We start from the raw sequence: 22,948 nt of genomic DNA, 5'->3' as shown, positions 1-22,948 counted from the left end.
GCCGCCCGGCCGCCCCCTCCTGGCAGTATCCGCCCCGTGGCGGCCGAGGTCACGCGGATCCGGCCCCCAGGACCGGCGAGGCGACGGCGAAGTCGCCCGGGTCGACCCCGCCCTCCTTCGTGTCGTCGTTGGCGAAGACGAAGGACTCGATGGGGACGCCGCGTTCCAGGCTGAGGGCCTGGACGAGCTCCTGGACCACCACGGTCTCCAGGACCACGCGCGGCGCGGGCGCGGTGACCGGCAGCCGTACGACGTGCAGGTCGCCCTCCGGCGGCACGGTCCTGGTGGTGACGAGGAGGGTGGTGTGGCCCGCCCCCGCCAGCGAGTGGGCCAGGTCGATCTCGCGGCCGTCACCGAAGACCAGGTGCAGGGTGTTCCCGGCGGACTCCATCTCGCCGTGCAGGTAGTTGCGGGTGGCCGAAGCCGCCGCCGGCATCCTCGGCACCTCGCGCAGCAGCAGCGCGGCCTCCTCGGCACTCGTACGCGAGGCGCCGGAGGCGACGCAGTCCGCCGCGACACACCCGGCGGCGCGCACCCGCAGCCGCTCGACGGCGGTCGAGGCCCGGGCGCGGACCGTGCGGGTCAGCTCCGCGACATCGGCCCACGGGTCCTCCGTACGGCCGGAGAGCCGGCCCGCGATGAGGTCGAGCGCCAGGACGGTCCCGGTGAAGCCGATGGTGGAGGCGTACGAGTCGGACTCGTTGCCCAGGCCCACGGTCAGGTCCGCCAGCTCGCCCAGCGGGGACGGGGCGACGTTGAGCACGGCGAGCGTGCGCGTCCCGGCGGCGGCCCGGAACGCGGCGATCGTCTCCGAGCTGCGGCCGGACTGGGAGACCCCGATCAGCAGATCGGTGTCGAAGCCGGTCAGGCCCTCCTCGATGTCGCTCGCCAGCACGCGCTGGGCCGGGAGGCCCGCGCGGCGCAGCGTGTCGACGGGCACGGCGAGGGCCGCGTACGAGGCGCCGATGCCGGTGAACAGCGGGCGGCGCGGGGCATCCGCGCCGTGCCCGGAGAGGGCGGGGAGACCGGCGAGCTGGGCGCGGACGGTGCGGGCGATGCGTTCGAGCGCGGCGCCCTGGTCGTCCTGGCCGTCATGGAAGGTGATGCGGGAGGCGGACATGGGGTCTCCTCGTGAGGGGGGAGGGCAAGAGAGGCAAGGGAGGCAAGAAGGGGCGGGCGGGATGTGGCGTACGGGATCAGGGGGCCCGGTCCGGTGTGGGACCGTCCGAGGCCGCGGCTTCGGCCCCGGTCCCGGTCCCGGCCCCGGTTCCGGCGTCGGCCTCGGCTCCGGTCTTGGCTCCGGTCTTGGCCAGGGCGTCGGCCGCGGCCGTGGTCTCGGCCTCGGCCTCGGTGCCGGGCGTGGGGGACATCGTGTCCGGCTCCGGACGTTCCCGGCCCGGGGTCGGCAGGTCGAACCTGACGATCGCGAAGCGGAAGATCACGTAATACAGGGCCGCGAAGGCCAGTCCGATCGGAATGAGCAGCCAGGGTTTGGTGGCGATACCGAAGTTGACGACGTAGTCGATCGCGCCCGAGGAGAAGCCGAAACCGTCGCGGATGCCGAGGGCGTAGGTGACGGCCATCGACACTCCGAACAGCAGGGCGTGGATCGCGTAGAGCACCGGGGCGACGAACATGAAGCTGAACTCGATGGGTTCGGTGACGCCCGTGACGAAGGACGTCAGCGCCACGGAGATCATCATGCCCTTGACGGCCGTACGGTTCTCCGGGCGCGCGGTGTGCGCGATGGCGAGGGCCGCGGCGGGCAGCGCGAACATGTAGATCGGGAATCCGCCGGTCATGAACTGTCCGGCGCTGGGGTCCCCGGCGAGGAAGCGGGCGATGTCGCCGTGCACCTCGGCGCCGGTGGCGGGGTTGACGTAGCTGCCGGCCTCGAACCACGGGAAGAACGAGAAGAAGTGGTGCATCCCGACCGGGATCAGCGCGCGGACGACCAGTCCGAACAGCCCCGCGCCCCAGGCGCCGGTGCCCACCAGCCACTCACCGAAGTGGAAGAACCAGCTGCCGACGGTCGGCCAGACGACGCCGAACACCAGCCCCATCCCCACCCCGGCGAAGGCGCTGAGGATCGGCACCAGACGCCGGCCGCCGAAGAAACCGAGCCAGTCCGGCAGTTTCGTCCGTGAGAAGCGCTGGTAGAGCAGGGCGCACACGAGGCCCATGACGATGCCGCCGAGGACCTTGGCGTCGAGCGGTTCGCCGTCGACGCCCTTGGGGAAGGCGGGGCTGGCCAGCACGTTCTTGAAGACCAGATAGCCGACGGCCGCCGCGAGCGCGGTGGAGCCGTCCGCCTTCTTGGCGAATCCGATGGCCACGCCGATCGCGAAGAGCAGCGGCAGGTTGTCGAAGACGGCCTGGCCGCCGGAGGACAGGATCATGCCGAGCTTGCGGATCAGCTCGGGGAACTCGGGCCTGCCGAGCAGGTCCTCCTTGCCGAGCCGCAGCAGGATGGCCGCCGCGGGCAGCACCGCGACCGGCAGCATCAGGCTCCGGCCGATCCGCTGCAGCACGGCCATCACGCCACCACGGGAGCGTTTCTTCGCTTGGGCGCCACTCATCCGATTTCCTCCATCGAGCACTCCATCGAGCACGGGGGCGGCATCACCGGACTCCGGTGGCACCGAGAGCGGGCCCGGCCAGGCCACAGGCGCCGCATCCACAAGGTATGCAGTGGTCTTTAACTGGTCAACACTGGTATTGAAATCTTCGGTATCTCGGGACTTCCGGCGGGGATGTCGTGCGGGTCGGTCCGTCGGCGGAGGGCTTTGGTCCCCGGGATCCTTGGGGTCCCCGGGACCTGTGGCAGGTCCGCAGTCGTCCAAGTGGTAGACACTGGTATGATCGAGGGTCGTCGAACCGGAGGTCTCCCGTGCCCGACCAGCCCGCCGCACCGCCGCGGACACCCCAGCGCACCAGCGGCGCGGCCCCGCTCTGGGCCCAGGCGGCGGAGCTCATCCGGCAGGAGATCGCCCGGCGCCCGCTGCCGCCGGGCAGCAGGCTGCCGTCCGAACGCGACCTCTGCACCCGCTTCGACATCTCCCGGGTCACCCTCCGCAAGGCCCTGCTGCACCTGGTCGACGAAGGCATGCTCACCGCCTCGCACGGCCGTGGGTGGTTCGTCGCGGGCGGCACCACCGGCTCCCGCGAGTGGCCCAACGACCTGGAGTCGTTCACCGCGACCGCCCGCCGCAAGCACATGACGCCCAGCTCGCTGGTGCTGCGCCTGGAGACGCTGCCCGCATCGCTCGACGACGCCGAACGGCTCGACGTACCCGCCGGAACCCCGCTGATCGTGCTGGAACGCATCCGGCTCCTCGACGACGTCCGGGTCGCCGTCGACCGCACCCTCGTCGTCGCCCGCCTCGCGCCCGGCCTCACCGACGTCGACTTCGCCACCGCCTCGCTCTTCGAGCAGCTCGCCGCCCGGGGCGTCGAACTGGACCGCTCGGAGGTGACGATCGAGGCCCGCGCCGCCGGAACCGGTCTCGCCGGACACCTGGGCATCGACACCGGGGCACCCGTCCTCGCCCTCGACCAGACCGTCTTCACCCGCGACCAGCGGCCCGCGCTGCTTTCGCTGGTCGAGTACAGCGGTGAGCGCTACCGGCTGCGCACCGCCTTCCCGGCGAGCTGACCCACGGGCCCAGGGGTGTCCGGCGCGTCCGGCGCTGCGGAACCGCGCGGTCCCGCACCCGCCGCCTCCCCCATGGTCCCGCCGCGACCGCCGCGCGCGGGCGACCGGAAGTCCCCTTCCGTAAGGCCGATGGCCCACCGGCAACGGGCGCGAGGACCCGCGGACGGTCCCGGACGTGGCGCGCCCCCGGCGACGGCGGGATCCTGGGAGGGGGATCCTGACAGGGGAGAGGGCCACGCGGTGTCCGCGCGTGACCGAGGGCACGAGGAGGCGGGCCATGACCCGGCACCTGGAGTGGAAGGTCGGCGTCGACCTGGTCGAGGAAGGCGGCAGGACCACGGCGGAGGCCCGCCTGGACACCGGCACGTCGACCGTCACCGGCCACGGCACCGCCCACCGCAACCCGGCGGACGCCGACATCCCCGCGATCGGCGACGAACTCGCCGCCGGCCGGGCCATGAAGGACCTGGCCGGACGCCTGATGCGGGCGGCCGACCGCGAGATGGAAGCGGCCGGCGCCGACACGGTGCCACGCCGCACGGGCCCCGGCTACGGCTGGCCGGAGGCGGTCGACTGACGGCCCGGCGACGGGCAGGAGAGCCGCGCAGGGAAACCGGGCGGCCCCGCGCCCCCGCGTCCTAGGTCGTGTCCGGAAAGTAGCGCCGTCCGCCCGCCAGGGCGGGGCTCGCGGCGTCTGGTGCGTGCGATCGCAAGGCGGAGGGTCGCCCTCGTACTGGGCGTACGTGGGCGATCCCGACAACGCGGCGAGCGTGCGTGCCAGGCGTCGCGAGCCAGGCGGGACTTTCCGGACACGACCTAGCCCTGGCCGCCGTGCGCGGGCTGCGCCTCCGGCACCGGGCGGGCATCGGCGGCGGTCCGCTCCGCGTCCTCGTACGCGAGCCGGTCCACGACCTCCACCACCCCGTCCACGTCCTCGCACAGCCGCACGAAGATCGGGGCCAGGCTCTCGCGCGGCAGGCTGCCGGTCAGGGTGACCCGGCCCTCCGACACGTCGACGTGCAGCGACGCGGGGGAGAGCCGCAGGATGCGGGTGACCACGTCCTCCACGATCTCCTCCTGGATCGCCCGGTCCCGCCGCAGGAACAGCTGGAGCAGATCGGTGCGGCTCAGCACCCCGATCAGGCGCCCGTCCGCGTCCACCACCGGCAGCCGCTTCACCCGGTGCCGCTCCATGTGCCGGGCCGCCTCCACGGCCGTCCAGGACGGGCGGGCGGTCACCACCGGACTCGACATCATCGCCTCGGCCGTGCTCGGGCCGTCCTTGGCGGTGTGCCGCCGGAGCAGGTCCGCCTCGGAGACCACGCCCACCGGACGGTTCTCCGCGTCGACGACCGGCACGGCCGTGATGCCGTACTCGTCGAGCAGTCGGGCGATCTCCTTGAACGGAGTCCCCGGCTGCACCGCGATCGCGGTCGGCGTCATGAGGTCGGCGACACTGCGGTGCCTCATCGTTCGTCCCGTCCTTCTGTCGACTCCTCCGTCCATGATCCCCCATGCGCGCGTGCCGCCGGGACGCGCGACGACCCAAGGGGAGGGAGTGACGGAAGAGGTTGCCCGATGTCACCCGTCGGCCACGAAGCGGCTGGTCAGAAGCGGCCGAGGCGCCCCGTACGGGCCCCGCGCCCAGCCCCGCGCCCGGGCGCCCGCCCGGCGCTCACGGGGCGAACACCCCCCGCAGACACGCGTCGAGCGCCGCCCGGTCCGCCGGGTCGAACCGCGCCCCCAGATAGCCGTCGGGCCGGACCAGAAAAGCCGTCGGCGTCGGTACGGCGAAGCCGCGGGCGAACCCGCCCGCCGCGTCCCGGTACACCGCCAGCCCCACCGCCGCCACGGCGATCGACACCTCCTCCGGTGCCGCGCCCGGCAGCACCACGCACGTCTCCACGGCCCCGCCCGACAACTCGGCCGCCCGGTCGGCCAGCCGCCGCAGCTCCCCGGCGGCGGCCGGCCCGTCGCCCTCCGGGTGCAGCAGCAGGACGTGCCCGCGGTCCCGCAGCAGCTCGTGCAGCCGCAGCGGCGCGGCGACCAGCGGATGCGTGAGGCCCGTGCAGTCCGGTACGCGGTCCCCGGCCCGTGGCCCGGGACCCTCGCCGTCGGCGGACGGACCCGCGCCGCCCACGACCGGGCTGCCCCGGTAGCCGAGCAGCAGCTGCGCCTCGCGGAGCATCAGGGTCTCCGGGTCCGCCGGATCGGCCTCCATGCCCTGGACGGCGTGGCGCACGGTCCGCCCCACCACCTCCTGCCCGACCGGATGCCGCTCGGCGTCGTAACTGGCCAGCAGCCCCGGCGCCGCCCGGCCCTCCACGGCGAGCGCCAGCTTCCAGGCGAGGTTGTAGGCGTCCTGGATGCCGGTGTTCATGCCCTGCGCACCGGTCGGCGGATGGATGTGGGCGGCGTCGCCCGCGACGAACACCCGGCCCTCGCCGTACCGGTCCACGAGCCGGTGGCTGATCCGGAACACCGAGGACCAGCGCAGGTCGGACGCCGTCACCGGCCACGGCGACAGGCGGTCGAGCACGCCCTGGAGATCGCTGAGCCACGGTTTGCGCCCGCCGTGCTCCAGACCGTGCGTCACCCCGTCCGCGCCCTCGGTGCCCTCGTCGGCCCGCCCGCCCCGCTCCGGCGGTCCGGCGGGCTCGTCGGGCCCGCCGGACGGCACGTTCATCGACACCCGGTAGCGGCCGCCGGGCAGCGGCACGGCCACCAGCGTCTCCCCGCCACCGGCCCCCGGGCTGCTGCCCCCGGTGCGGTCCGCCGCGCCGCCCGGCCGGTCGGTCCTGCTGGCGCGCACGCTGTAACCGGGCGTCACGTCCCAGTCCAGACGCACGTCCCCCAGCATGTACGCCGACGGGAACGCACCGCCCTCGAACGCGAGACCGAGCCCCTTGCGCACCGCGCTGTGCGCGCCGTCGCAGCCCACCAGATAGCGGCAGCGCACCTCCTCCTCGGCCGGTGTGCCGCCCGCCACCGCCCGCACCAGCCGGGCGGTCACCCCGTCCGCGTCCTGCGTGAACCCGACCAGCTCGGTGACCCGTTCGACCCGGGTGCCGAACCGGGCGAGCGTCTCCGCCAGGATCCGCTCCGTCTCGTACTGCGGCAGCGCGGCGAACCGGTACGGGACCTCCGCCGGGAGCACCAGATCCGTCCTGGCCCGCTCGACCCCGTCCACGTACACGAACTGCCCCCGCAACGGCACCGCCGCCTCCAGGGCCGCCCGCACGCAGCCCATCCGCTCCCAGATCTCCAGGGTGCGCGGCTGGACGCCGACCGCCTTGGCGTACGGCAGCCGGGCGGGCAGCCGGTCGACGATCCGCACCGTGACGCCCCTGCGGCGCAGCTCGGCGGCGGCGGTGAGGCCGACCGGGCCCGCGCCGACGACGAGCACGTCGAGGACGGACGGCGGCGCACCCCGATGGGAGCGGCTGTGGGTGTCGCTGTGGCTGCGCATCGCGACGTCGCCTCCTCGCGGCCGGCCCCTCCTCCATGGTCGGCCGCCGCTCCGCCCGGCGCACCCCAGCCCGCCGGGCGCGCATCGGGCCCGGGCTCGGTGCCCGGGCTCAGGCCAGGGCGAGCACCTCGCGCAGGGCCGCCACCGCGTGGTCACGGTGCTCGTCGAGCCATTCGAGGGCGGCCCGCAGGTCTCCCTCGCGCAGCGCCGAGAGCACCGCCCGGTGCTCGTGCACCGCCTGCTGCCGGTGTGCCTCCGCCGTGTAGTACAGCGCGCGGTACGCGTCGGTCGCGTCCCACAGGGTACTGATCAGCCGCACCAGGCGGGGCATCCCGGAGGCGTCGACCAGGGTGAAGTGGAAGCGGCGGTTGGCCTCGGCCATCGCCGTGACGTCCTCGGCCCGCGCGGCCCGCTCCACGTCCCGCTGGAGCAGCTCCATCGTCTCGACGAGGTCGTCGGGGCCGCGCGCGAACGCGGCACTGACCGCCTCCGTCTCCAGGAGCCGCCGGATCCGGTAGATCTCCTCCAGGTCGGCGAGCGACAACTCGGCCACGAAATAGCCCCGGTGGACGTGGTGCACCACCAGGCCCTCGGCCTCCAGGGTCTTCAGGGCCTCGCGCAGCGGGACCCGGCTCACGTCGAGCCGCGCCGCCAGGGTGTCCTGCCGGATCGGGTCGCCGGGCCGCAGCTCCCCGCTGGTGATGGCCCGGCGCAGTTCCCCCAGGACGAACTGCTGGGCGGTCGGTGGCCTCGTCCGCTCCGTCGTGCCGCTCATCGCTGCCCCTCTCCCTGTCCCCGCGTACGTCCCCGTCCGCGTCCCCGTGTCGGTGCGCGCGCCGGATCCTCCTGGCGCGTGACGTCCATCTTGCTACGCGCCGCCGACAGCCCGTCCGGCCTGTGGAAAACCTCCGCGAGCCCGGTCAGGACCTCGTCGGTGTGCTCGCCGAGCCGGGGCGGGGCGGAGCGGTAGGAGGCGGGCGTCGCGCCGTACGTCACCGGGTGCGCGACCTGGCCGGGCCCGGCCGCGTCGGCCGGGAGACGGGCGCCGAGGCCGAGCCGGTCGGCCAGCGCGAAGGCGCCGGCCAGGTCGTTGATGGGCCCGCACGGCACCCCGGCCGAGGTCAGCTCCGCGCACCAGGCGTCGGCCGTCCGCTCGGCGAGCCGCGCGGACAGCGCGGCCGTCAGCTCCTCGCGGTGCGCGACCCGGGCCGAGTTGTCCGCGAAACGCGGATCGTCGGCGAGGCCCGGCAGCCCGAGCCGTACGCACAGGGTCCGGAACTGGCGGTCGTTGCCGACCGCGAGCACCAGCGGCCGGTCGCTCGCCCGGAACACCTCGTACGGGGTGATGCTCGGGTGCCGGTTGCCGAGCGGCCCGGGCACCGTCCCGGTGGCGAGATGGGCGGCGGCCTGGTTGGTGAGCGCGGACAGCAGCGAACCGAGCAGCGACACCTCGATCCGCTGACCCTCGCCGGTGCGTTCGCGGTGGCGCAGCGCGGCGAGCACCCCCATGCCCGCGTGCAGCCCGGTGATGACGTCGACGAGCGCCACCCCGGCCTTGGTACCGGGGCCACCGGGCTCCCCGGTCACGCTCATCAGCCCGCCCATGGCCTGCACCAGCAGGTCGTAGCCCGGCAGCGCGGCGCCCTCCGCCGAGCCGAACCCGGTCACCGAGCAGTACACGAGCCCGGGGTTGGCCGCCCGGGACTCCTCGTAGCCGAGCCCGAGCCGGTCCATCGTGCCGGGCCGGAAGTTCTCCACCAGGACATCGGCCCGCGCGACCAGGGCCCGGGCCGACGCCAGATCCGCCGGATCGGTCAGATCGAGCGCCACCGAGCGCTTGTTGCGGTTCACGCCGAGGAAGTAGGTGGCCTGCCCGTCGGCGAACGGCGGCCCCCACGCACGCGTGTCGTCACCGGAGCCGGGACGCTCGATCTTCACGACCTCGGCGCCGAGGTCCGCGAGGAGCATCGTCATGTATGGACCGGCGAGGACCCGCCCGAAGTCCGCGACGACGATCCCGGACAGGGCACCGGGCGTGGTGGTGTCCGCCGCCTCCGGCTGCTGCGCGTGCATCCCGCTCTCCCTCGTCGGCGGTTGGATCCAATATCCGAGGTCATGGACATCGGATATTGGATCCAGCCGGACGCTAGAGGGCGGGCGGCGGATATTCAATACTGGATCCAATATCCAATCTGGGGCTAGGCTGCCGCTCGCCGATTCGCCACCGCCGCCAGGAGGCCCGCCCGTGAAGTCGTCGCCGCAGCCCACGCGTTCCGCGCAGTCCGCCCCCGTCCACCCGCTCGACCTGCTCGCGATCGACGGCCTGTTGACCGACGAGGAGCGCGAGATCCGCCGCACCGTGCGGACCGCCGCCGACCGCGAGCTGCGCCCCTACGTCGCCGAGTGGTTCGAGACCGGCGAGCTGCCCGCCCGCGAGCTCGCCCGTACCCTCGGCGGTCTCGGTGTGCTCGGGATGCATCTGGAGGGCTACGGCTGCGCGGGCACCAACTCCGTGGCGTACGGCCTGGCCTGCATGGAGCTGGAGGCCGTCGACTCCGGGCTGCGCTCGCTCGTCTCCGTACAGGGCTCGCTCGCCATGTACGCGATCTGGAAGTTCGGGTCCGAGGAGCAGAAGGAGCGGTGGCTGCCGGGGATGGCGGCGGGTGAGTACATCGGCTGCTTCGGGCTCACCGAGCCCGACGCGGGCTCGGACCCGGGCGCGATGCGCACCCACGCCAAGCGCGACGGTTCCGACTGGGTGCTCAACGGCACCAAGATGTGGATCACCAACGGCTCCGTCGCCGATGTCGCCGTGGTCTGGGCGCGTACCGAGGACGGTGTCCGCGGCTTCGTGGTGCCCACCGACACCCCCGGCTTCAGCGCGCCGGAGATCACCCGCAAGCTCTCCCTGCGGGCCAGCGTCACCAGCGAACTCGTCCTCACCGACGTGCGGTTGCCCGCCGACGCCCTGCTGCCCGGGGCCCGTGGCCTGTCCGGGCCGCTCGGCTGTCTGAACGAGGCCCGCTTCGGCATCGTCTTCGGCGCCCTCGGCGCGGCCCGCGACTGCCTGGAGGCGGCGATCTCCTACGCCGCCGACCGCACCGTCTTCGCCCGCCCGCTCTCCTCCTACCAGCTCACCCAGCAGAAGCTGGCCGACATGGCGGTGGAGCTGGGCAAGGGGATGCTGCTCGCCGTCCACCTCGGGCGCCTCAAGGACGCCGGGACGCTCGTCCCCGAGCAGATCAGCGTGGGCAAGCTGAACAACGTCCGCGAGGCCATCGCCATCGCCCGCGAGTGCCGCACCATCCTCGGTGCCAACGGCATCACCCTGGAGTACCCGGTGCTGCGCCATGCCAACAACCTGGAGTCGGTGCTGACCTACGAGGGCACCAGCGAGGTGCACTCCCTGGTCATCGGCAAGGCGCTCACCGGCGAGCAGGCGTTCCGCTGACCCGGCGGGCCGGGGGCCGCGGGCCGGGCCACGGGCTCAGCCCGCGGTCACCCGGGTCGTGAACGCCCGCAGGTTGCCCATCATCCGGTCCACCTGCTCGTCCAGGGTGAGCGACTCCTCGTGCCGCGGACCGCGCAGCTTCGGCTGCCGCTTGCCCCGCACGTACAGCGGGCAGGCGAGGTCGGCGCAGATGTACGTGCCCACCGTGTTGCCCTCCCGGCCGCGCGCGCCGGCCAGCGGCGCCGACAGCAGCGTCACGCCCGACGAGGCGTGCGAGGTCAGACAGATCTGGCACATGCTGGACTTCATGGCGCTGGTCCGGCCCACCGCGGGCACCCGCAGCGTGATGCCGAGGGGCCCCTCGGCGCCCGGCACCACCAGGTGCGCGCGCAGCGGGGCGGCCGGGTCGACCCAGCCGAGGAAGTCCAGGTCGGCCCAGGGCAGCTCGGCGAAGTCCAGCGGCAGTTTCATACGAGACGCCTCGCCCTTCGTGCAGTTCACGAAGGACGCGCGGATCTCTTTCTCGGTCAATGGTTCCACGCACCCGACCGTACACATGATCATTGCCCCGGGCATCCGAATAGATCCGCCCCCGGGCCGATCCGACCCCGGCGACCCCGCCCCGGTCCTCGGTCAGGCCACCCAGTCCGGCAGATCCGGTTCGGCGAACGGCGCGGGCGCACCCGCCAGGGCCGCCGCGAGCCGCTCGGCCGCCGGCTCGTACACCTCGACGGGCAGCGCGTACGGGATCCGCAGCCGGTGCTCGTGCGTCCCCGGGTCCACCCCGAACCTGGATCCGCCCTCCACCCGCACCCCGTGCCGCAGCGCCCGCGCGGCGAGTTCCGCCGCGATCGGGCGGCCGAGGTCCAGCCACAGGCACAGACCGCCGGGCGGCAGCGTCCAGTGCCACTCCGGCACATGCCGGGCGAGCGCCGTCACCAGGGCCTCCCGGCGCCGCCGCAGTTCCTCGGCGCGCGGCGGGAGCAGCGTGTCGAGCCGTCGCATCAGCGCCACCGCCACCAGCTGGTCGAGCACCGAGCCCGCCAGGTCGTGGGTGATCCGCAGCCGCGCCAGCTCGGTCACCACGCGCGCGGAGGCCCGCGCCCAGCCGACCCGGAGCCCGCCCCAGCAGCTCTTGCTGAGCGAACCGATGCTGATGAGCTGTTCCCCGGTGCCGGGCCCGGCGGACGCGGCGAACGGATCGGGCGGCGGCACGTCGAGCCCGATGTCCGTCAGTGTCTCGTCCACCACCAGCCAGGTCCCGGTGGCCCGCGCCGCCCGCGCCACCTCGCGCCGCTGGTCGGGCGGCATCAGCCGGCCCATCGGATTGTGGAAGTCCGGTACGAGATAGGCGAGCCGCGGCGCGGTCTGCCGCAGCGCCGCGTCGATCAGGCCGCTGTCCCAGCCCGCCTCGGTGACCGGCACCGGCGTGATCCGCATCCGCCGCCCGCGCATGGCGTCCAGGGCGTTGGGGTACGAGGGGTTCTCGGCGAGCACCCGGTCACCGGGCCCGCCGAGCAGCGCCAGGGACAGCGCGAGGGCCTGCTGGGCCCCGGTGGTCACCAGGATCTGTTCGGGCCGGGTGGGCAGCCCCTTGGCCGTGTAGCGGTCGGCGATCGCGGCGCGCAGTTCCGGGATGCCGTACGGGTGGTAGCCCTGGCTCGACGCGAAGCGCGGCAGCTCCGCGGCGGCCTCGCCGAGTGCGTCGGTGAGCAGTCCCGGCGGCGCCTCGGGCGCGGCGAGGGCGAGGTCGATGAGGGTCCCGGAGTCGTCGCGGAGCGCGGCGGGCCCGATCGGCGCCTGCCCCTCCGGCAGCTCGGTCCAGGTCCCGGCGCCCTGCCTGCTGTGCGCGTAACCGCTCTCCCGCAGCAGGTCGTAGGCGGCGGTCACGGTGGTCCGGCTCACCCCGAGGGCCACCGCGAGCTCGCGTTCGGCGGGCAGCCGCATCCGCAGCGCGACCCGGCCGTCGAGGAGCGTCTGCCGTACCGCCCTGGCCAGTTCGCGATAGCCGAAGCGGCCTTCGACGGGCGGCGTGAGCAGGGCAGCCAACTGCCGCCCGCTCAGCGTGCGGTCCGCCGGGGTGACCACACTGCGGACCACTCGACCCTCTGCCATGCCAATCACTCCTCATTGGCTGTGCTCTCCAGGCCAATGAGCCTACAGACTCAGGTCAATGGCCTGAAGACCCGGGTGGTACCAGGACCGGGTCCATCGGGCCGACCACCGAGAGAAGGAGCGATCCCATGTCCGGACACTTCACGGACCGCGACGAGCGGAACTGGCAGCGACGGGCCGAGGAGCAGGCGGCCACGCCGCTGGATATCGGATCCTGGATCCGATCCTTGCGTTCCAGACGCCGGTCCCGGCACCACGAACGGCGGCCCGTGGGCTGCACCACCGTCTCCGGCGGCACGGCCTACGGACCGCCGTCCACTCAGATCAGCGGCTGACCCGCGGGCGCGCCCGGCGCCGGGGGCGAGACCGACCCGGCGCCCGGGGGCGTGTTCAGGCCGCTCTCCGAGGCGGCGGCGGAGTCCGAGGCCGAGTTCGGGACCGATGTCTCCGTCGACGGCGACGAGAGCAGTGAGGGCGACGACGGCGACGACGACGGCGTGGCCGGTGACGACAACGACGCCGAGGGGGACACCGAGGACGCGGACGCCGAGGGTGACGGCGAAGGCGTCGGGCTGGTCGTCGACTCCAGCGGCGACGGGCACGGCGACGGCGTCACACCGTCGACCGGCTCCGGGGTCTCGTCACCCGTGACCGTCACGCACGGCAGTGGCGTGGTCGGCGAGGTGGACGGGGACGTCGAGGGCGACGTCGAAGGCGACGTGGAGGGCGACGTCGACGGGGAGGCCGACGGGGAGGTCGAAGGAGAGGTCGACGGCGACTTCGACGGCGTCGGGGTCGGCGGCGGCGGGGGAGTGGTGTGCTGGTCGTGGTGGTGGCCCTGGTCGCCCGGCTTGCGGGCGATCCAGCGGTCGGTCTTCGGGTCGTAGATGACGAAGACGTTGATGATCGTCACCGACGGCTGCACATAGACCACATTGCTCGTCCGGTAGCCGGGCCAGGCCGTGCCGACCTGCTTGGGCGCGTTCTGGGCGACCGGCGGGGTCAGCGGATTGCCGCAGGCGCACCGCACCCGGGGCACCCCGTGGTCGTCGACCAGGACCGCGGTGCCCGCCTGGAGCACCGACTGGAACGGCGCGGCCTTCCCGCCGGTGAACCTGTGGTTGGTGACCCTGGTGTCCACCCGGAGCTGAACCGACGTCAGGGAGCGCAGATAGCCCGGGACTTCGTTCGCCGTGATGCCGAGCGTGGTCGCGAAGGCCGCGTTCTTGGCGGGCTCGTCGGAGAGGAAGCGGATCTGCTGCTCCACGTCGCAACTCGCGGTGAGGTGTGTCCCGCCGTACAGTCCGGGCGCCGAACCCGACACGCTGCGGGTCGTGTTGGCCGTCGTGCCGGTCTCGCTGGGCAGCGCGGGCGGTGAGACGGTCGGATTCTGCGTACGGGCCGTGGAGCGGGTGAACGGGTCGGGCCCGCTCGCCGAGGTGTTCTGCAGGAACACCTCGCGGCCGCCCGAACCGGCCTGGTTGCCGCCGTCGTTCCCGCTGTCGCGGGTGGTGAGCACGACGACGAGCGCCACGGCCGCGACCACGGCCGCGGTCAGCGAGGCCACCTTGGGGACGGAGCGCCACCAGGGGCCGCCGCCGCGACCGCCGTCGCCCGGGCCCCCGCCCGTACCGCCGCCGGAGCCACCGCCTCCCCCTGAGCCACCGCCACCACCTCTGGAGTCACCGCCTCCGGCGGAGCCGCCACCGCCCCCGCTGCCCGACGGGAGGGTCGGTGGCGGGGGTTGCGGCGGGGGAGTGCTGGGATACGCGGGGCGCGTGCTGGGTCCGGAGACGGGCCCAGGGGGCGGGCCGGTGGGCGGGACCGAGGGCGGGCCGGACGGCGGGTGGGAAGTCACGTTTATTCCCTTTCTTCCGTTCCGCGCCCATTGTGTGCGCCGATCCGGGGGCGTCCGCAAGCGGACGGCGGCCGCCGGTACTAGCGTGGGCAGCGTGAGCACCCCGCCCCCCGCGCCACCCGGCAAGGCCCCGACCACCGCCCCGGCGGGCCCCTGGGCGCACGGCGCCGCATGGGCCCTCGGCGCTGTCGTCGCCGCCTTCGCCGCGATGGCCGTCACCGCGGGCCTCGGACTCTGGGCCGCCGGAGCGGCCGATCTCCCCGGCGGCGCAGGCGCGTTCATCGCCGTCCTCGCCGCCGTCGTGGTGATGGCCGCGGGCGGCCAGGTGTCGCTGTCCGGCGACGCGGGCGCCCTCGCCGGGACCGAGGCCGAACTGACCGCGATGCCGCTCACCGTCACCCTGGTGGGCGCACTCGTCGCCGGAAGCGTCTTCCTGCGACCGCTGCGCCACCACGCCGTCGCCTCCGGCCGTACGCTGCTCGGCGTCGCCGTCCCCACCGTGCTGCTGTGGCTCGCCGGACTCGGCGGCCTCTGCGCGCTCGCCCGCCACGACTTCCCCCTCACCCTCGGCGGCGACACCACGGGCGACGGCGGGGACCTCGGCGACCTCTTCAAGGACCTCCTGAACGCCGCCGACCCCAAGGTCGGCTTCACCACCGACGTCGGCCCCACCCTCGGCTACGGCCTTCTGTGGATCCTCGGCGTCCTCGTCGTCGCCCTGCTGGTCTCCCGCCGCACCCCGCTGCCCGCCCGGCTGGTCCGCCACCACCAGGCCGTCCGCCCCGCCGCCTCCGCGATGCTGCTCCTGCTCCTCGCGTACGTGGGCGTCGCCCTCGTCATCGGTCTGGTCGTCGCCGCCACCAAGGGGCACGCCGCCGAGACCCTCGCGGTGCTGCTGCTCGGGCTGCCCAACGTGGCCTGGCCGGCCCTCGGCGTCGGCATCGGCGGCTCCTGGGAAGGCCGGGCCGACGGGCCGTTCGGGCTGCCGATGCCGCAGATCCTCGACCAGGTGCTGCGCGGCGGGAACGGCGGTAAGGACCTCTCCACAGTCGACCTCTCGAACCTCGCCTCCTACGACGGCCGCGCCTGGTGGCTGCTGGTGATCGCCGCCGTCCTCGTCCTCGCCGCGGGCTTCGTCACCGCCACCCGCTCACCGGCCGGCGTCCCCGCCTGGCGCCACGCCCTCCACCTGGGCGTCGCCTTCGCCGTCACCCTGCTGGTCGTCACTCCGCTCACCCTCGTCGAGGCCCGCTTCGGCCTCTCCGTCCTCGGCATCGGCGACCTGGGCGCCCTCGGCGCCGAAGTCGTCCTGCGCCCGCACATCTGGGCCACCGTCGGCCTCGGCCTGCTCTGGGGCCTCGTGGCGGGCTTCCTGGGCGCCCTGCTCGCCACCGGGGTACGGCGCAAGGGCGAGGCCCCGAAGGAGCCCGGGAACGCGCGCACGGGCCGCTGAGCGGCCCGGACTCCGGGTGCCGGTCCCCTCGTGCCCGAGCGGCGTCAGCAGGCCCGCCCGGAACCGCGCGCCTCAGAAGGCACGGTGAAACACCGGGCGTGCCCACGCGGGCGGCTCCGTGGACGGTGGTGGCGGCGCCGGCACCGGCGGCGCTGGTTGCGGCGTGGGGGCGGGGGCGTGGTGGGCCGTCAGGGCGGCCTGGAAGTCCGTGGCGAAGTCCAGGCAGCTGTCGTAGCGGTCCTGGGGGAGCTTGGCCAGCGCCCGTGCGAGCACCGCGTCGGCGGCCTCCGGCAGACCCTCGCGCAGCTCGGCCAGGGACGGCGGCGGATCCTCCTTGTGGGCGTCGAGCAGAGCGTCGTCGCTGTCGCGGCGGAACAACGGGCTGCCGGTCAGCGTCGCGAAGGCCACGCAGCCGAGGCTGTAGATGTCGCACCGGTGGTCGACCGGCTCGCCCTTGATCTGCTCGGGCGCCATGTAGTCATGGGTGCCGACGATATGGCCGTACGAGGTCAGCCCGGTCTGCGACAGCGCCTTCTTCGTGATGCCGAAGTCCGTCAGGTACACGTGCTCCGGATGGTCGCGGTCGATGCCCTCGGCGACCAGGATGTTGCCGGGCTTCACATCCCGGTGCACCAGACCGTGCGCGTGCGCGGCGTCGAGCGCGGACGCCACTTGGAGGATGATCCGGGCTGCCGTGGCCGGATCGAGCGGCCCGTTCCGGTTGAGCACGGCCTGGAGATCCCGCCCGGGCACCCACCGCATCGCGATGAAGAGCGTGCCCTCCCACTCGCCCGCCTCGAACACCGGCACGATGTGCGGATGGTCGATGGCCGCCGCGACGTGCTGTTCGTGGACGAACCGCTGCCGGAAGGTGTCGCTCCGGGCCAGCGCCGGGTCGAGCAGCTTCAGCGCCACCGTACGGCCGAGCTTCAGGTCGTGGGCGCGGTAGACGACCGCCATGCCGCCGTGGCCGATCTCGGCCTCGATGACGTAGCCGGCCACCCGCGTCTCGGCCATGCCCGTGCCCGCCCCGGTGAACGACGACCCCCACGGCGTGCCCATCAGCGCTCACGGAACCCGTCGGCGTCGGGCCCGCGCCCCCGGAACGAGTGGGGGGCGACCTGCGTGGGTGTCGGGGCGGGCCCGTCGGGCGTCCCGGCGAACGCCGCCACCTGCGGCCAGGACACGGGATCGCCCGGGGCCCCGCCGGAGCGCCCGCCCGACGGGTAGCCACCCGGGGCGGCGGGCCCGGCGGGTGCGGCGGACGGCGCCGCCGAGGCGGCGTAGGTGCTCAGCGTGGTGCCGTCGCAGAACACCCAGCGCGCCTGGTCGACGTCGTACAGCCAGACGGACTCGCCGTCGACGACCATCCCGACCCGCAGCCCCCGGGTGAGCCGCCGGAACCCCGCGCCGTCCGTGCGCCCGGTCGCCAGGTCCTCGGCGGCCACCCGGTAGCGGGCGAGCGCCTCCTCGGCGCGGGCGATCAGCGGACGCGGATCGGCGGTACCCGCCGTCGCGCCATGGGCGGCGGGCGGATCGTCGGGTACGGAGACGAGCAGCCTGGCGTCCACCCAGGCGGTCCAGCCGTTGGAGCACAGCACCTGGCCCCAGTCGCCGACCCGGTCGGTCAGCCGTACCGGCAGGAACGCGTCGAGCGGCTGCGCGGGCCGGGCCGGGTCGGGCGACTCCCAGGTGGGCAGCCCGTCGCGCGGCACCACATGCGTGGGCCGGAAGTCCGGCAGCTGACCGGAGCCGAACCCCGCCCCGTACCCGTAGGACTCCGCACCGGCACCGGCACCCGCGGGCGCGCCGGAACCGGCACCACGGGCACCCGTACCGTCACCGGCGTTCGAGCCGTACGCGGGGACGGGTGGCGGCGGCACGGAACCGGACATCCGGCCGGCCTCCGACGCCGGGGGACGCGCGCCGTACTCGGGCACACCGTGTGGGGACACCACGACATCTACCTCCGCATGACGACGGGCTCGTGGCGGCGCAGCAGCCGGGCCACGACAAGACCGAGGACGACACAGAGCACCACCAGCATGCCCATGTCGAAGACCCACGCGCCGACCGTGTGCCGCATCAGCGGATCGGCCGTCTTCTCGCCCGGCACGGTCGCCCCGATGTCGATCGTCGCGCCCATCGCGGCGAACGCCCACCGCGACGGCACCAGCCAGGCCAGCTGCTCCAGGACCGGCGTCCCGCGCACATTGAGCAGCGCCCCGCAGAACACCACCTGGACGATCGCGAGGAGGACGAGCAGCGGCATCGTCACCTCCTCCTTGCGCACCAGGGCGGAGACGAACAGGCCGAGCATCATCGCGGTGAACGCGAGCAGCGCCACCGCGAGCGTGAGCTCCACCAGCGGCGGCAGCAGGACGCCCGAGCCACCGGGCACGTTCAACGGGACCCCGATGAGGGCCACGAGCGTCAGCACCACCGCCTGCACGACGGTGATCAGACCGAGCACGACCACCTTGGACATCAGGTACGCGGAACGGGACAGGCCCACCGCCCGCTCCCTGCGGTAGATCGTGCGCTCCTTCACCAGCTCGCGCACCGCGTTCGCCGCGCCGGTCAGGACCCCGCCGACACACAGGATGAGCAGCACGTTCAGGGTCGACTCGGGGTTGAGCCTGCCCTCCGAGAGCGCCCGGGCCATCGCGCCCATCACGAACGGCAGCGCCACCATGATGACCAGGAAGGTCCGGTCGGCCGAGAGCGCGGCCGCGTAGCGCCGCACCAGGGTGCGCAGCTGCGACCACCAGCTCTGCGCCTTGGGCGGCGGCGCGGGGGCGGTGCCGGGGAGGGGCTGGTGTGCCGCCTGGCCGGGGACCGCGTCCTGATCCGGCCGTACGGGAGCCGGGCGTACGGAATCGGGCCGTGCGGAATCGGGTCGTGCGGGATCCGGTCGTCCGGAGTCCGGTCGTACGGACGGTTCGTCGACGTACCGGTACTGGAAGCGTGAGGCCCGGAACTGCCCCGCCCAGTCACGGTCCCGGTCGTTCTCGAACGCCTCGAACGCCTCCGGCCACTGGGTGTACCCGAAGAACTCCAGGGTGTCGGCGGGCGGCCCGTAGTAGGCGACCCGGCCGCCGGGGGCGAGGACGAGCAGCCGGTCGCACACGTCGAGGCTGAGCACGCTGTGGGTGACCACGACGACCGTGCGGCCGTCGTCCGCGAGCCCGCGCAGCATGTGCATCACGGAGCGGTCCATGCCCGGGTCGAGCCCGGAGGTCGGCTCGTCGAGGAAGAGAAGCGAGGGCTTGGTGAGCAGCTCCAGGGCCACGCTCACCCGCTTGCGCTGCCCGCCGGAGAGGCTGTGGATGGGCTGCCCGGCCCGTTCCTGGAGGCCGAGTTCGCCGATCACCTCGTCCACGCGCGCGTGCCGCTCGGCGGGGTCGGTGTCCTCGGGGAAGCGGAGTTCGGCCGCGTAGCCGAGTGCCCGGCGCACGGTGAGCTGGAGGTGCAGGATGTCGTCCTGCGGGACGAGACCGATCCGGCGGCGCAGTTCGGCGTAGTCGCGGTAGAGGTCGCGGCCGTCGTAGAGGACGGTGCCGCGGTCGGCGGGACGCTGTCCGGTGAGCGCGCCGAGCAGGGTCGACTTGCCGGCGCCGGACGGGCCCACCACGGCGAGCAGGGTGCGCTGGCCGACCGGGAAGGACACCCCGTCGAGCAGCGTCTTGCGCCCGTGGTCGACGGTGACGGCCAGTCCCTGCACGTCGAGCGAGACCTCGCCGGTGTCGGTGAACTCGACCAGCCGCCCGCCGAGCAGGCAGAACGCGCTGTGCCCGATGCCGACGATGTCGTCCTCGGTGACCCGGGCCTCGTCGACGGGGCGCCCGTTGAGGAAGGTGCCGTTGTGACTCGCGAGGTCATGGATCCAGTACGTGCCGTCCGGCGCCGCCCGCAGCTCCGCGTGCCGACGGGACACCGTCAGATCGTCCACGACCAGGTCGTTGTCGTGATCGCGCCCGATCCGGACACTGTGCACCGGCAGCGGCCGGACCGCCGTGGGCCGCCGGAAGGTGCCGGTGAGGGCCGGATGCGAGACGGAGGCGGGTCGGGGCGGGGGAGCGGGGGCGGGTTCTGGCCGTGCGGGTGCGGGTGCGGGTTCCGGGTGTACGGGTGCGGGTGGCGGCGGCGGGAGCGGCGCGGGCGGCAGGGGTGCGGGCGCGGGCGGTACGGGGGGCGGGACGACCGCCGTCGGGGCCGGGGCGGGGCCGGGCGAGAGCACCGCTCTCGGTCCGTCGTCGGGGTGCCCGAAGCGGACGACGGTGCCCGCACCCACCTCGCTCACCATGATCCGCCTGGTGTCAGCGAAGGTGCCGTTGGTGCTGCCCTCGTCCTCCAGGGACCAGTGGTCGGCGACCGGGCGCAACAAGGCGTGGTGCCACGACGCCCGGGCGTCCGCGAGCACGAAGTCGCTGCTGGGGTCGCGTCCGATGTGATAGACGCGGCCCGGGTCAAGGGTGGTCGCGTCCCCGTCGATCTCCAGGACCAGCACGGGTGCGACGGGCGCGACGGGCCGCTCTCCCATGGCTGAATCTTAACGTCGTGGGCCGCTCCCCGCCCGCGAGGGAGCGCCGGTATCGTGGTCCGCCGCCCACCCCGCCGAGGCGCCCGCGAAGGAGGAACCACCCGTGCCCAGAGGTGTCACCACGCGCCGGCCCCGTACCCGCGCGGCGCTGCTCGAAGCGGCCCTCGCCACCTTCGCCGAGCACGGCTTCCACGCCGCCTCGATCGAGCAGATCTGCGAGCGCGCGGGCTTCACGCGCGGCGCCTACTACTCCAACTTCGCCAGCAAGGAAGAACTCTTCCTGGCCCTCTTCGACGAGCACGGCGAGCGGATCGTCCGCCGCCTCGCCGAACGGATCGACGCCCTCGCGCCCGAGGACTACACCCTGGCGGGGCTCGCCGGACTCGCCGCCCGGGTCGAGCCGGAGGAACGCGACTGGTACCTGGTCAGCATGGAGTTCACCCTGCACGCCATCCGCGACCCGCAGGCCGCCTGGGTGCTCGCCCGGCACGACGCCCGGCTGCGCGCCGAACTCGCCCGCGGCCTGGAGCTCGTGGTGCGCCGGACCGGGCGTGAACTCACCGTGGACGCCGACCGGTTCGCCCGGCTCGTGGTCGCCCTGCGCGAGGGCGCGCAGGCCCAGAGCTATGTCGAACCGGCCGAACTGCCGCCCGGCACCCTCGAACGCGACTTCCTGGCGCCCCTCCTGCAGGCCGTCACCCGGCCCGCCGGGACCGACTGACCGCCGCAGCCCGTCAGTCGAAGAGCCCCGGGTCCGAGGCCGTGATCTGGTCCCACAGCGGCCTGGCCTGGAACCAGCCCGCGAGCGGCGTCCCCACCTGCGAGCGGGTGAGCAGCGCGGTCTCCCGGTCGATCAGCTGCGGGGTGCCCGCCGCCATCGCCAACAGCTGCGCCTGGCAGGAGCGTTCCATCGTCACGAACCACCAGACCGCCTCCGCGACCGTCTGCCCGACCGTGAGCAGCCCGTGGTTCTTCAGGATCACCGCCTTGTACGCGCCGAGCGCCTTGGCGACCCGTTCCCCCTCGTCGGTCTCGTTCACGAGGCCCCGGTAGTCGTCGTAGATCCCGTGGTCCTCGAAGAACGCGCAGGCGTCCTGGGTGATCGGATCCAGCGGAACGCCCAGACTGGAGAACGCCTTTCCGTGCAGCGAATGCGCGTGCGCGGCGGCGATCGCGTCCGGCCGGGCAGCGTGCACCTGGGCGTGGATCACGAACGCCGCCCGGTTCACCGGCCGCCGCCCGTCGAGCACCCGCCCCTCGTGGTCGACCCGGATCAGATCCGACGCCCGGATCTGCCCGAACGCCATCCCGAACGGATTGACCCAGAAGGTGTCCAGATCCTCCGGATCCCGCACCGTGATGTGCCCGGCGACCCCCTCCGAGAACCCGAACCGCCCGAAGATCCGGAATCCGGCGGCCAGTTGCTCCTTGCGGTACTGCCGCTCCGCCGCGACCGACTCGAACACCGGGGGCAACGGCAGCGTGACCCCCTCCGGCAACGGCCCCACGGCGGCGGCGAGGGCGGGCGGCAACGGGCTCATGGAAACCTCCGGATGTATACCGACGGGTAGGCTGTGCGCGCCCGCCAGAAGATACATCGCTGTATCCGTTTCGCCCAGGGGGTCTGTGCGTCTTGGGTTTCCGGCGGGGCTTGCGGACGGTGGTGGGCTGTCGCTAGCGTCGGCGCGGCCGGATGGAAAGCGCTTGCTGGGAGGGTTTGTCGTGCCCACCGACACCCACGTCCTCGTCTACAGCCGCACCGCGGGCTACCGCCACGACTCCATACCGGCGGGCGCCGCCGCCCTCGTCGAGCTCGCCGCCGGCGCCGGGGGCACCGCCGAGGTCACCGAGGACCCCGCCGCCCTCACTCCCGACCGGCTCGCGCGCTGCGCCGCCGTGGTGCTGCTGTCGACCACCGGTACCGTCCTCACCGACCCGGCGCGGACCGCCCTGGAGGCGTATCTGCGGGGCGGCGGCGGACTGCTCGCCGCGCACGCCGCCGCCAACGCCGAGCCCGACTGGCCGTACTACGGCGAACTCCTCGGCACCCGCTTCGCCGGTCACCCGCCGCTCGGGCCCGGCACCGTACGGATCCTCGACCCCGGCCACCCCGCCACCGCCCCGCTGCCGAAGCGCTGGGAGTGGACCGACGAGTGGTACACGTACACCCGCGACCCCCGGCCCACCGGCGTCCAGGTCCTCGCCGTGCCCGCCGACAGCGACGCCCGCCCCCTCGTCTGGTGCCGGGAGGCCGTGCCGGGCCGCCACGGGCGGTTCCTGTTCACCGCGCTCGGGCACACCCCGGAGGCGTACACGGACCCCGGCTTCCGCGCCCATCTGGCGGGCGCTCTGCACTGGGTCACCGGCCGCTGACCCACCGGCGCCGGGCTCCGCCGCACGGCGA

18 protein-coding genes and 1 pseudogene are annotated in these 22,948 nt (G+C 74.0%); 6 read left to right on the top strand and 13 right to left on the bottom strand.

Going from position 1 to position 22,948, the window contains the following annotated elements; all coding sequences use genetic code 11:
- Positions 1-49: 49 nt before the first annotated feature.
- Together ACIPXM_RS20095 and ACIPXM_RS20090 are read right to left on the bottom strand one after the other, a co-directional pair.
- Positions 50-1,120 carry an SIS domain-containing protein gene (locus tag ACIPXM_RS20095; RefSeq protein WP_401657135.1) on the bottom strand — a complete coding sequence of 357 codons (1,071 nt, stop codon included), beginning with the start codon at positions 1,118-1,120 and terminating at the stop codon, positions 50-52.
- Positions 1,121-1,196: 76 nt separating this feature from the next.
- A complete protein-coding gene (locus tag ACIPXM_RS20090) occupies positions 1,197-2,579 on the bottom strand; it encodes a PTS transporter subunit EIIC (RefSeq protein WP_401657133.1) in 1,383 nt (460 codons plus the stop codon).
- Positions 2,580-2,890: 311 nt separating this feature from the next.
- On the opposite strand from ACIPXM_RS20090, the gene ACIPXM_RS20085 reads away from it, so the two are divergent.
- Together ACIPXM_RS20085 and ACIPXM_RS20080 are read left to right on the top strand one after the other, a co-directional pair.
- Complete coding sequence (locus ACIPXM_RS20085; RefSeq protein WP_401657131.1) at positions 2,891-3,655, top strand: GntR family transcriptional regulator; 765 nt, start codon at positions 2,891-2,893, stop codon at positions 3,653-3,655.
- A gap of 277 nt (positions 3,656-3,932) precedes the next feature.
- Positions 3,933-4,232: a DUF1876 domain-containing protein gene (locus ACIPXM_RS20080; protein WP_401657129.1), complete on the top strand. Its 300-nt coding sequence runs from the start codon at positions 3,933-3,935 to the stop codon at positions 4,230-4,232.
- 239 nt (positions 4,233-4,471) lie between these two features.
- On the opposite strand, the gene ACIPXM_RS20075 is transcribed toward ACIPXM_RS20080, so the two are convergent.
- The 4 genes from ACIPXM_RS20075 to ACIPXM_RS20060 all read right to left on the bottom strand — a co-directional run bounded on the left by ACIPXM_RS20075 (position 4,472) and on the right by ACIPXM_RS20060 (position 9,197).
- Positions 4,472-5,125, bottom strand: a complete 654-nt coding sequence (locus ACIPXM_RS20075) for a CBS domain-containing protein (protein ID WP_401657127.1) — start codon at positions 5,123-5,125, stop codon at positions 4,472-4,474.
- Positions 5,126-5,330: 205 nt separating this feature from the next.
- Positions 5,331-7,124, bottom strand: coding sequence for an FAD-dependent monooxygenase (locus ACIPXM_RS20070; protein WP_401657125.1), 1,794 nt, complete (start codon positions 7,122-7,124; stop codon positions 5,331-5,333).
- Between the two features lie 109 nt (positions 7,125-7,233).
- Positions 7,234-7,899: a GntR family transcriptional regulator gene (locus tag ACIPXM_RS20065; RefSeq protein WP_401657123.1), complete on the bottom strand. Its 666-nt coding sequence runs from the start codon at positions 7,897-7,899 to the stop codon at positions 7,234-7,236.
- Positions 7,896-9,197, bottom strand: coding sequence for a CaiB/BaiF CoA transferase family protein (locus tag ACIPXM_RS20060; RefSeq protein ID WP_401657121.1), 1,302 nt, complete (start codon positions 9,195-9,197; stop codon positions 7,896-7,898). Before ACIPXM_RS20060 ends, ACIPXM_RS20065 begins: the two co-directional genes overlap by 4 nt.
- Positions 9,198-9,369: 172 nt before the next feature.
- On the opposite strand from ACIPXM_RS20060, the gene ACIPXM_RS20055 reads away from it, so the two are divergent.
- A complete protein-coding gene (locus tag ACIPXM_RS20055; RefSeq protein WP_401657119.1) occupies positions 9,370-10,575 on the top strand; it encodes an acyl-CoA dehydrogenase family protein in 1,206 nt (401 codons plus the stop codon).
- Positions 10,576-10,611: 36 nt separating this feature from the next.
- Here ACIPXM_RS20055 and ACIPXM_RS20050 read toward each other — a convergent pair whose 3' ends face one another.
- The 3 genes and pseudogenes from ACIPXM_RS20050 to ACIPXM_RS20040 all read right to left on the bottom strand — a co-directional run.
- Positions 10,612-11,115 carry an FBP domain-containing protein gene (locus ACIPXM_RS20050; RefSeq protein WP_401657117.1) on the bottom strand — a complete coding sequence of 168 codons (504 nt, stop codon included), beginning with the start codon at positions 11,113-11,115 and terminating at the stop codon, positions 10,612-10,614.
- Between the two features lie 93 nt (positions 11,116-11,208).
- A complete protein-coding gene (locus tag ACIPXM_RS20045) occupies positions 11,209-12,690 on the bottom strand; it encodes a PLP-dependent aminotransferase family protein (protein WP_401657115.1) in 1,482 nt (493 codons plus the stop codon).
- A 481-nt stretch (positions 12,691-13,171) separates the two neighbouring features.
- A pseudogene (locus tag ACIPXM_RS20040) lies at positions 13,172-14,548 on the bottom strand (DUF6777 domain-containing protein); the annotation flags it as partial.
- Positions 14,549-14,642: 94 nt separating this feature from the next.
- On the opposite strand from ACIPXM_RS20040, the gene ACIPXM_RS20035 reads away from it, so the two are divergent.
- A complete protein-coding gene (locus ACIPXM_RS20035) occupies positions 14,643-16,001 on the top strand; it encodes a streptophobe family protein (RefSeq protein WP_401657113.1) in 1,359 nt (452 codons plus the stop codon).
- 72 nt (positions 16,002-16,073) lie between these two features.
- Here ACIPXM_RS20035 and ACIPXM_RS20030 read toward each other — a convergent pair whose 3' ends face one another.
- The 3 genes from ACIPXM_RS20030 to ACIPXM_RS20020 form a co-directional block, all read right to left on the bottom strand.
- Positions 16,074-17,018 carry a serine/threonine-protein kinase gene (locus tag ACIPXM_RS20030; RefSeq protein WP_401657111.1) on the bottom strand — a complete coding sequence of 315 codons (945 nt, stop codon included), beginning with the start codon at positions 17,016-17,018 and terminating at the stop codon, positions 16,074-16,076.
- A gap of 44 nt (positions 17,019-17,062) precedes the next feature.
- Complete coding sequence (locus ACIPXM_RS20025; RefSeq protein WP_401657110.1) at positions 17,063-17,896, bottom strand: hypothetical protein; 834 nt, start codon at positions 17,894-17,896, stop codon at positions 17,063-17,065.
- A gap of 68 nt (positions 17,897-17,964) precedes the next feature.
- A complete protein-coding gene (locus tag ACIPXM_RS20020) occupies positions 17,965-20,544 on the bottom strand; it encodes an FHA domain-containing protein (protein ID WP_401657108.1) in 2,580 nt (859 codons plus the stop codon).
- A 103-nt stretch (positions 20,545-20,647) separates the two neighbouring features.
- On the opposite strand from ACIPXM_RS20020, the gene ACIPXM_RS20015 reads away from it, so the two are divergent.
- The gene (locus tag ACIPXM_RS20015) at positions 20,648-21,265 is read left to right on the top strand and encodes a TetR/AcrR family transcriptional regulator (protein ID WP_401657107.1); all 618 of its coding nucleotides are present in this window, start codon (positions 20,648-20,650) and stop codon (positions 21,263-21,265) included.
- Between the two features lie 13 nt (positions 21,266-21,278).
- Here the strand turns inward: ACIPXM_RS20015 and ACIPXM_RS20010 are convergent, their stop codons facing one another.
- Positions 21,279-22,085: a class II aldolase/adducin family protein gene (locus tag ACIPXM_RS20010; protein ID WP_401657105.1), complete on the bottom strand. Its 807-nt coding sequence runs from the start codon at positions 22,083-22,085 to the stop codon at positions 21,279-21,281.
- Positions 22,086-22,266: 181 nt separating this feature from the next.
- On the opposite strand from ACIPXM_RS20010, the gene ACIPXM_RS20005 reads away from it, so the two are divergent.
- Complete coding sequence (locus ACIPXM_RS20005) at positions 22,267-22,917, top strand: ThuA domain-containing protein (RefSeq protein WP_401657103.1); 651 nt, start codon at positions 22,267-22,269, stop codon at positions 22,915-22,917.
- The last annotated feature ends 31 nt before the right edge of the window (positions 22,918-22,948 follow it).

Source organism: Streptomyces sp. NPDC090025, assembly GCF_044748125.1.
Classification (GTDB): domain Bacteria; phylum Actinomycetota; class Actinomycetes; order Streptomycetales; family Streptomycetaceae; genus Streptomyces.
This window is presented reverse-complemented; position numbering and strand designations above follow the sequence as displayed.

Bases quoted from the DNA above. Each gene is read 5' to 3' on its own strand.
- ACIPXM_RS20095 (WP_401657135.1), bottom strand. From the start codon at position 1,120: ATGTCCGCCTCCCGCATCACCTTCCATGACGGCCAGGACGACCAGGGC.
- ACIPXM_RS20045 (WP_401657115.1), bottom strand. From the start codon at position 12,690: ATGGCAGAGGGTCGAGTGGTCCGCAGTGTGGTCACCCCGGCGGACCGC.
- ACIPXM_RS20030 (WP_401657111.1), bottom strand. From the start codon at position 17,018: ATGGCCGAGACGCGGGTGGCCGGCTACGTCATCGAGGCCGAGATCGGC.
- ACIPXM_RS20020 (WP_401657108.1), bottom strand. From the start codon at position 20,544: ATGGGAGAGCGGCCCGTCGCGCCCGTCGCACCCGTGCTGGTCCTGGAG.
- ACIPXM_RS20080 (WP_401657129.1), top strand. From the start codon at position 3,933: ATGACCCGGCACCTGGAGTGGAAGGTCGGCGTCGACCTGGTCGAGGAA.
- ACIPXM_RS20025 (WP_401657110.1), bottom strand. From the start codon at position 17,896: ATGTCCGGTTCCGTGCCGCCGCCACCCGTCCCCGCGTACGGCTCGAAC.
- ACIPXM_RS20075 (WP_401657127.1), bottom strand. From the start codon at position 5,125: ATGAGGCACCGCAGTGTCGCCGACCTCATGACGCCGACCGCGATCGCG.
- ACIPXM_RS20090 (WP_401657133.1), bottom strand. From the start codon at position 2,579: ATGAGTGGCGCCCAAGCGAAGAAACGCTCCCGTGGTGGCGTGATGGCC.
- ACIPXM_RS20070 (WP_401657125.1), bottom strand. From the start codon at position 7,124: ATGCGCAGCCACAGCGACACCCACAGCCGCTCCCATCGGGGTGCGCCG.
- ACIPXM_RS20065 (WP_401657123.1), bottom strand. From the start codon at position 7,899: ATGAGCGGCACGACGGAGCGGACGAGGCCACCGACCGCCCAGCAGTTC.
- ACIPXM_RS20010 (WP_401657105.1), bottom strand. From the start codon at position 22,085: ATGAGCCCGTTGCCGCCCGCCCTCGCCGCCGCCGTGGGGCCGTTGCCG.
- ACIPXM_RS20060 (WP_401657121.1), bottom strand. From the start codon at position 9,197: ATGCACGCGCAGCAGCCGGAGGCGGCGGACACCACCACGCCCGGTGCC.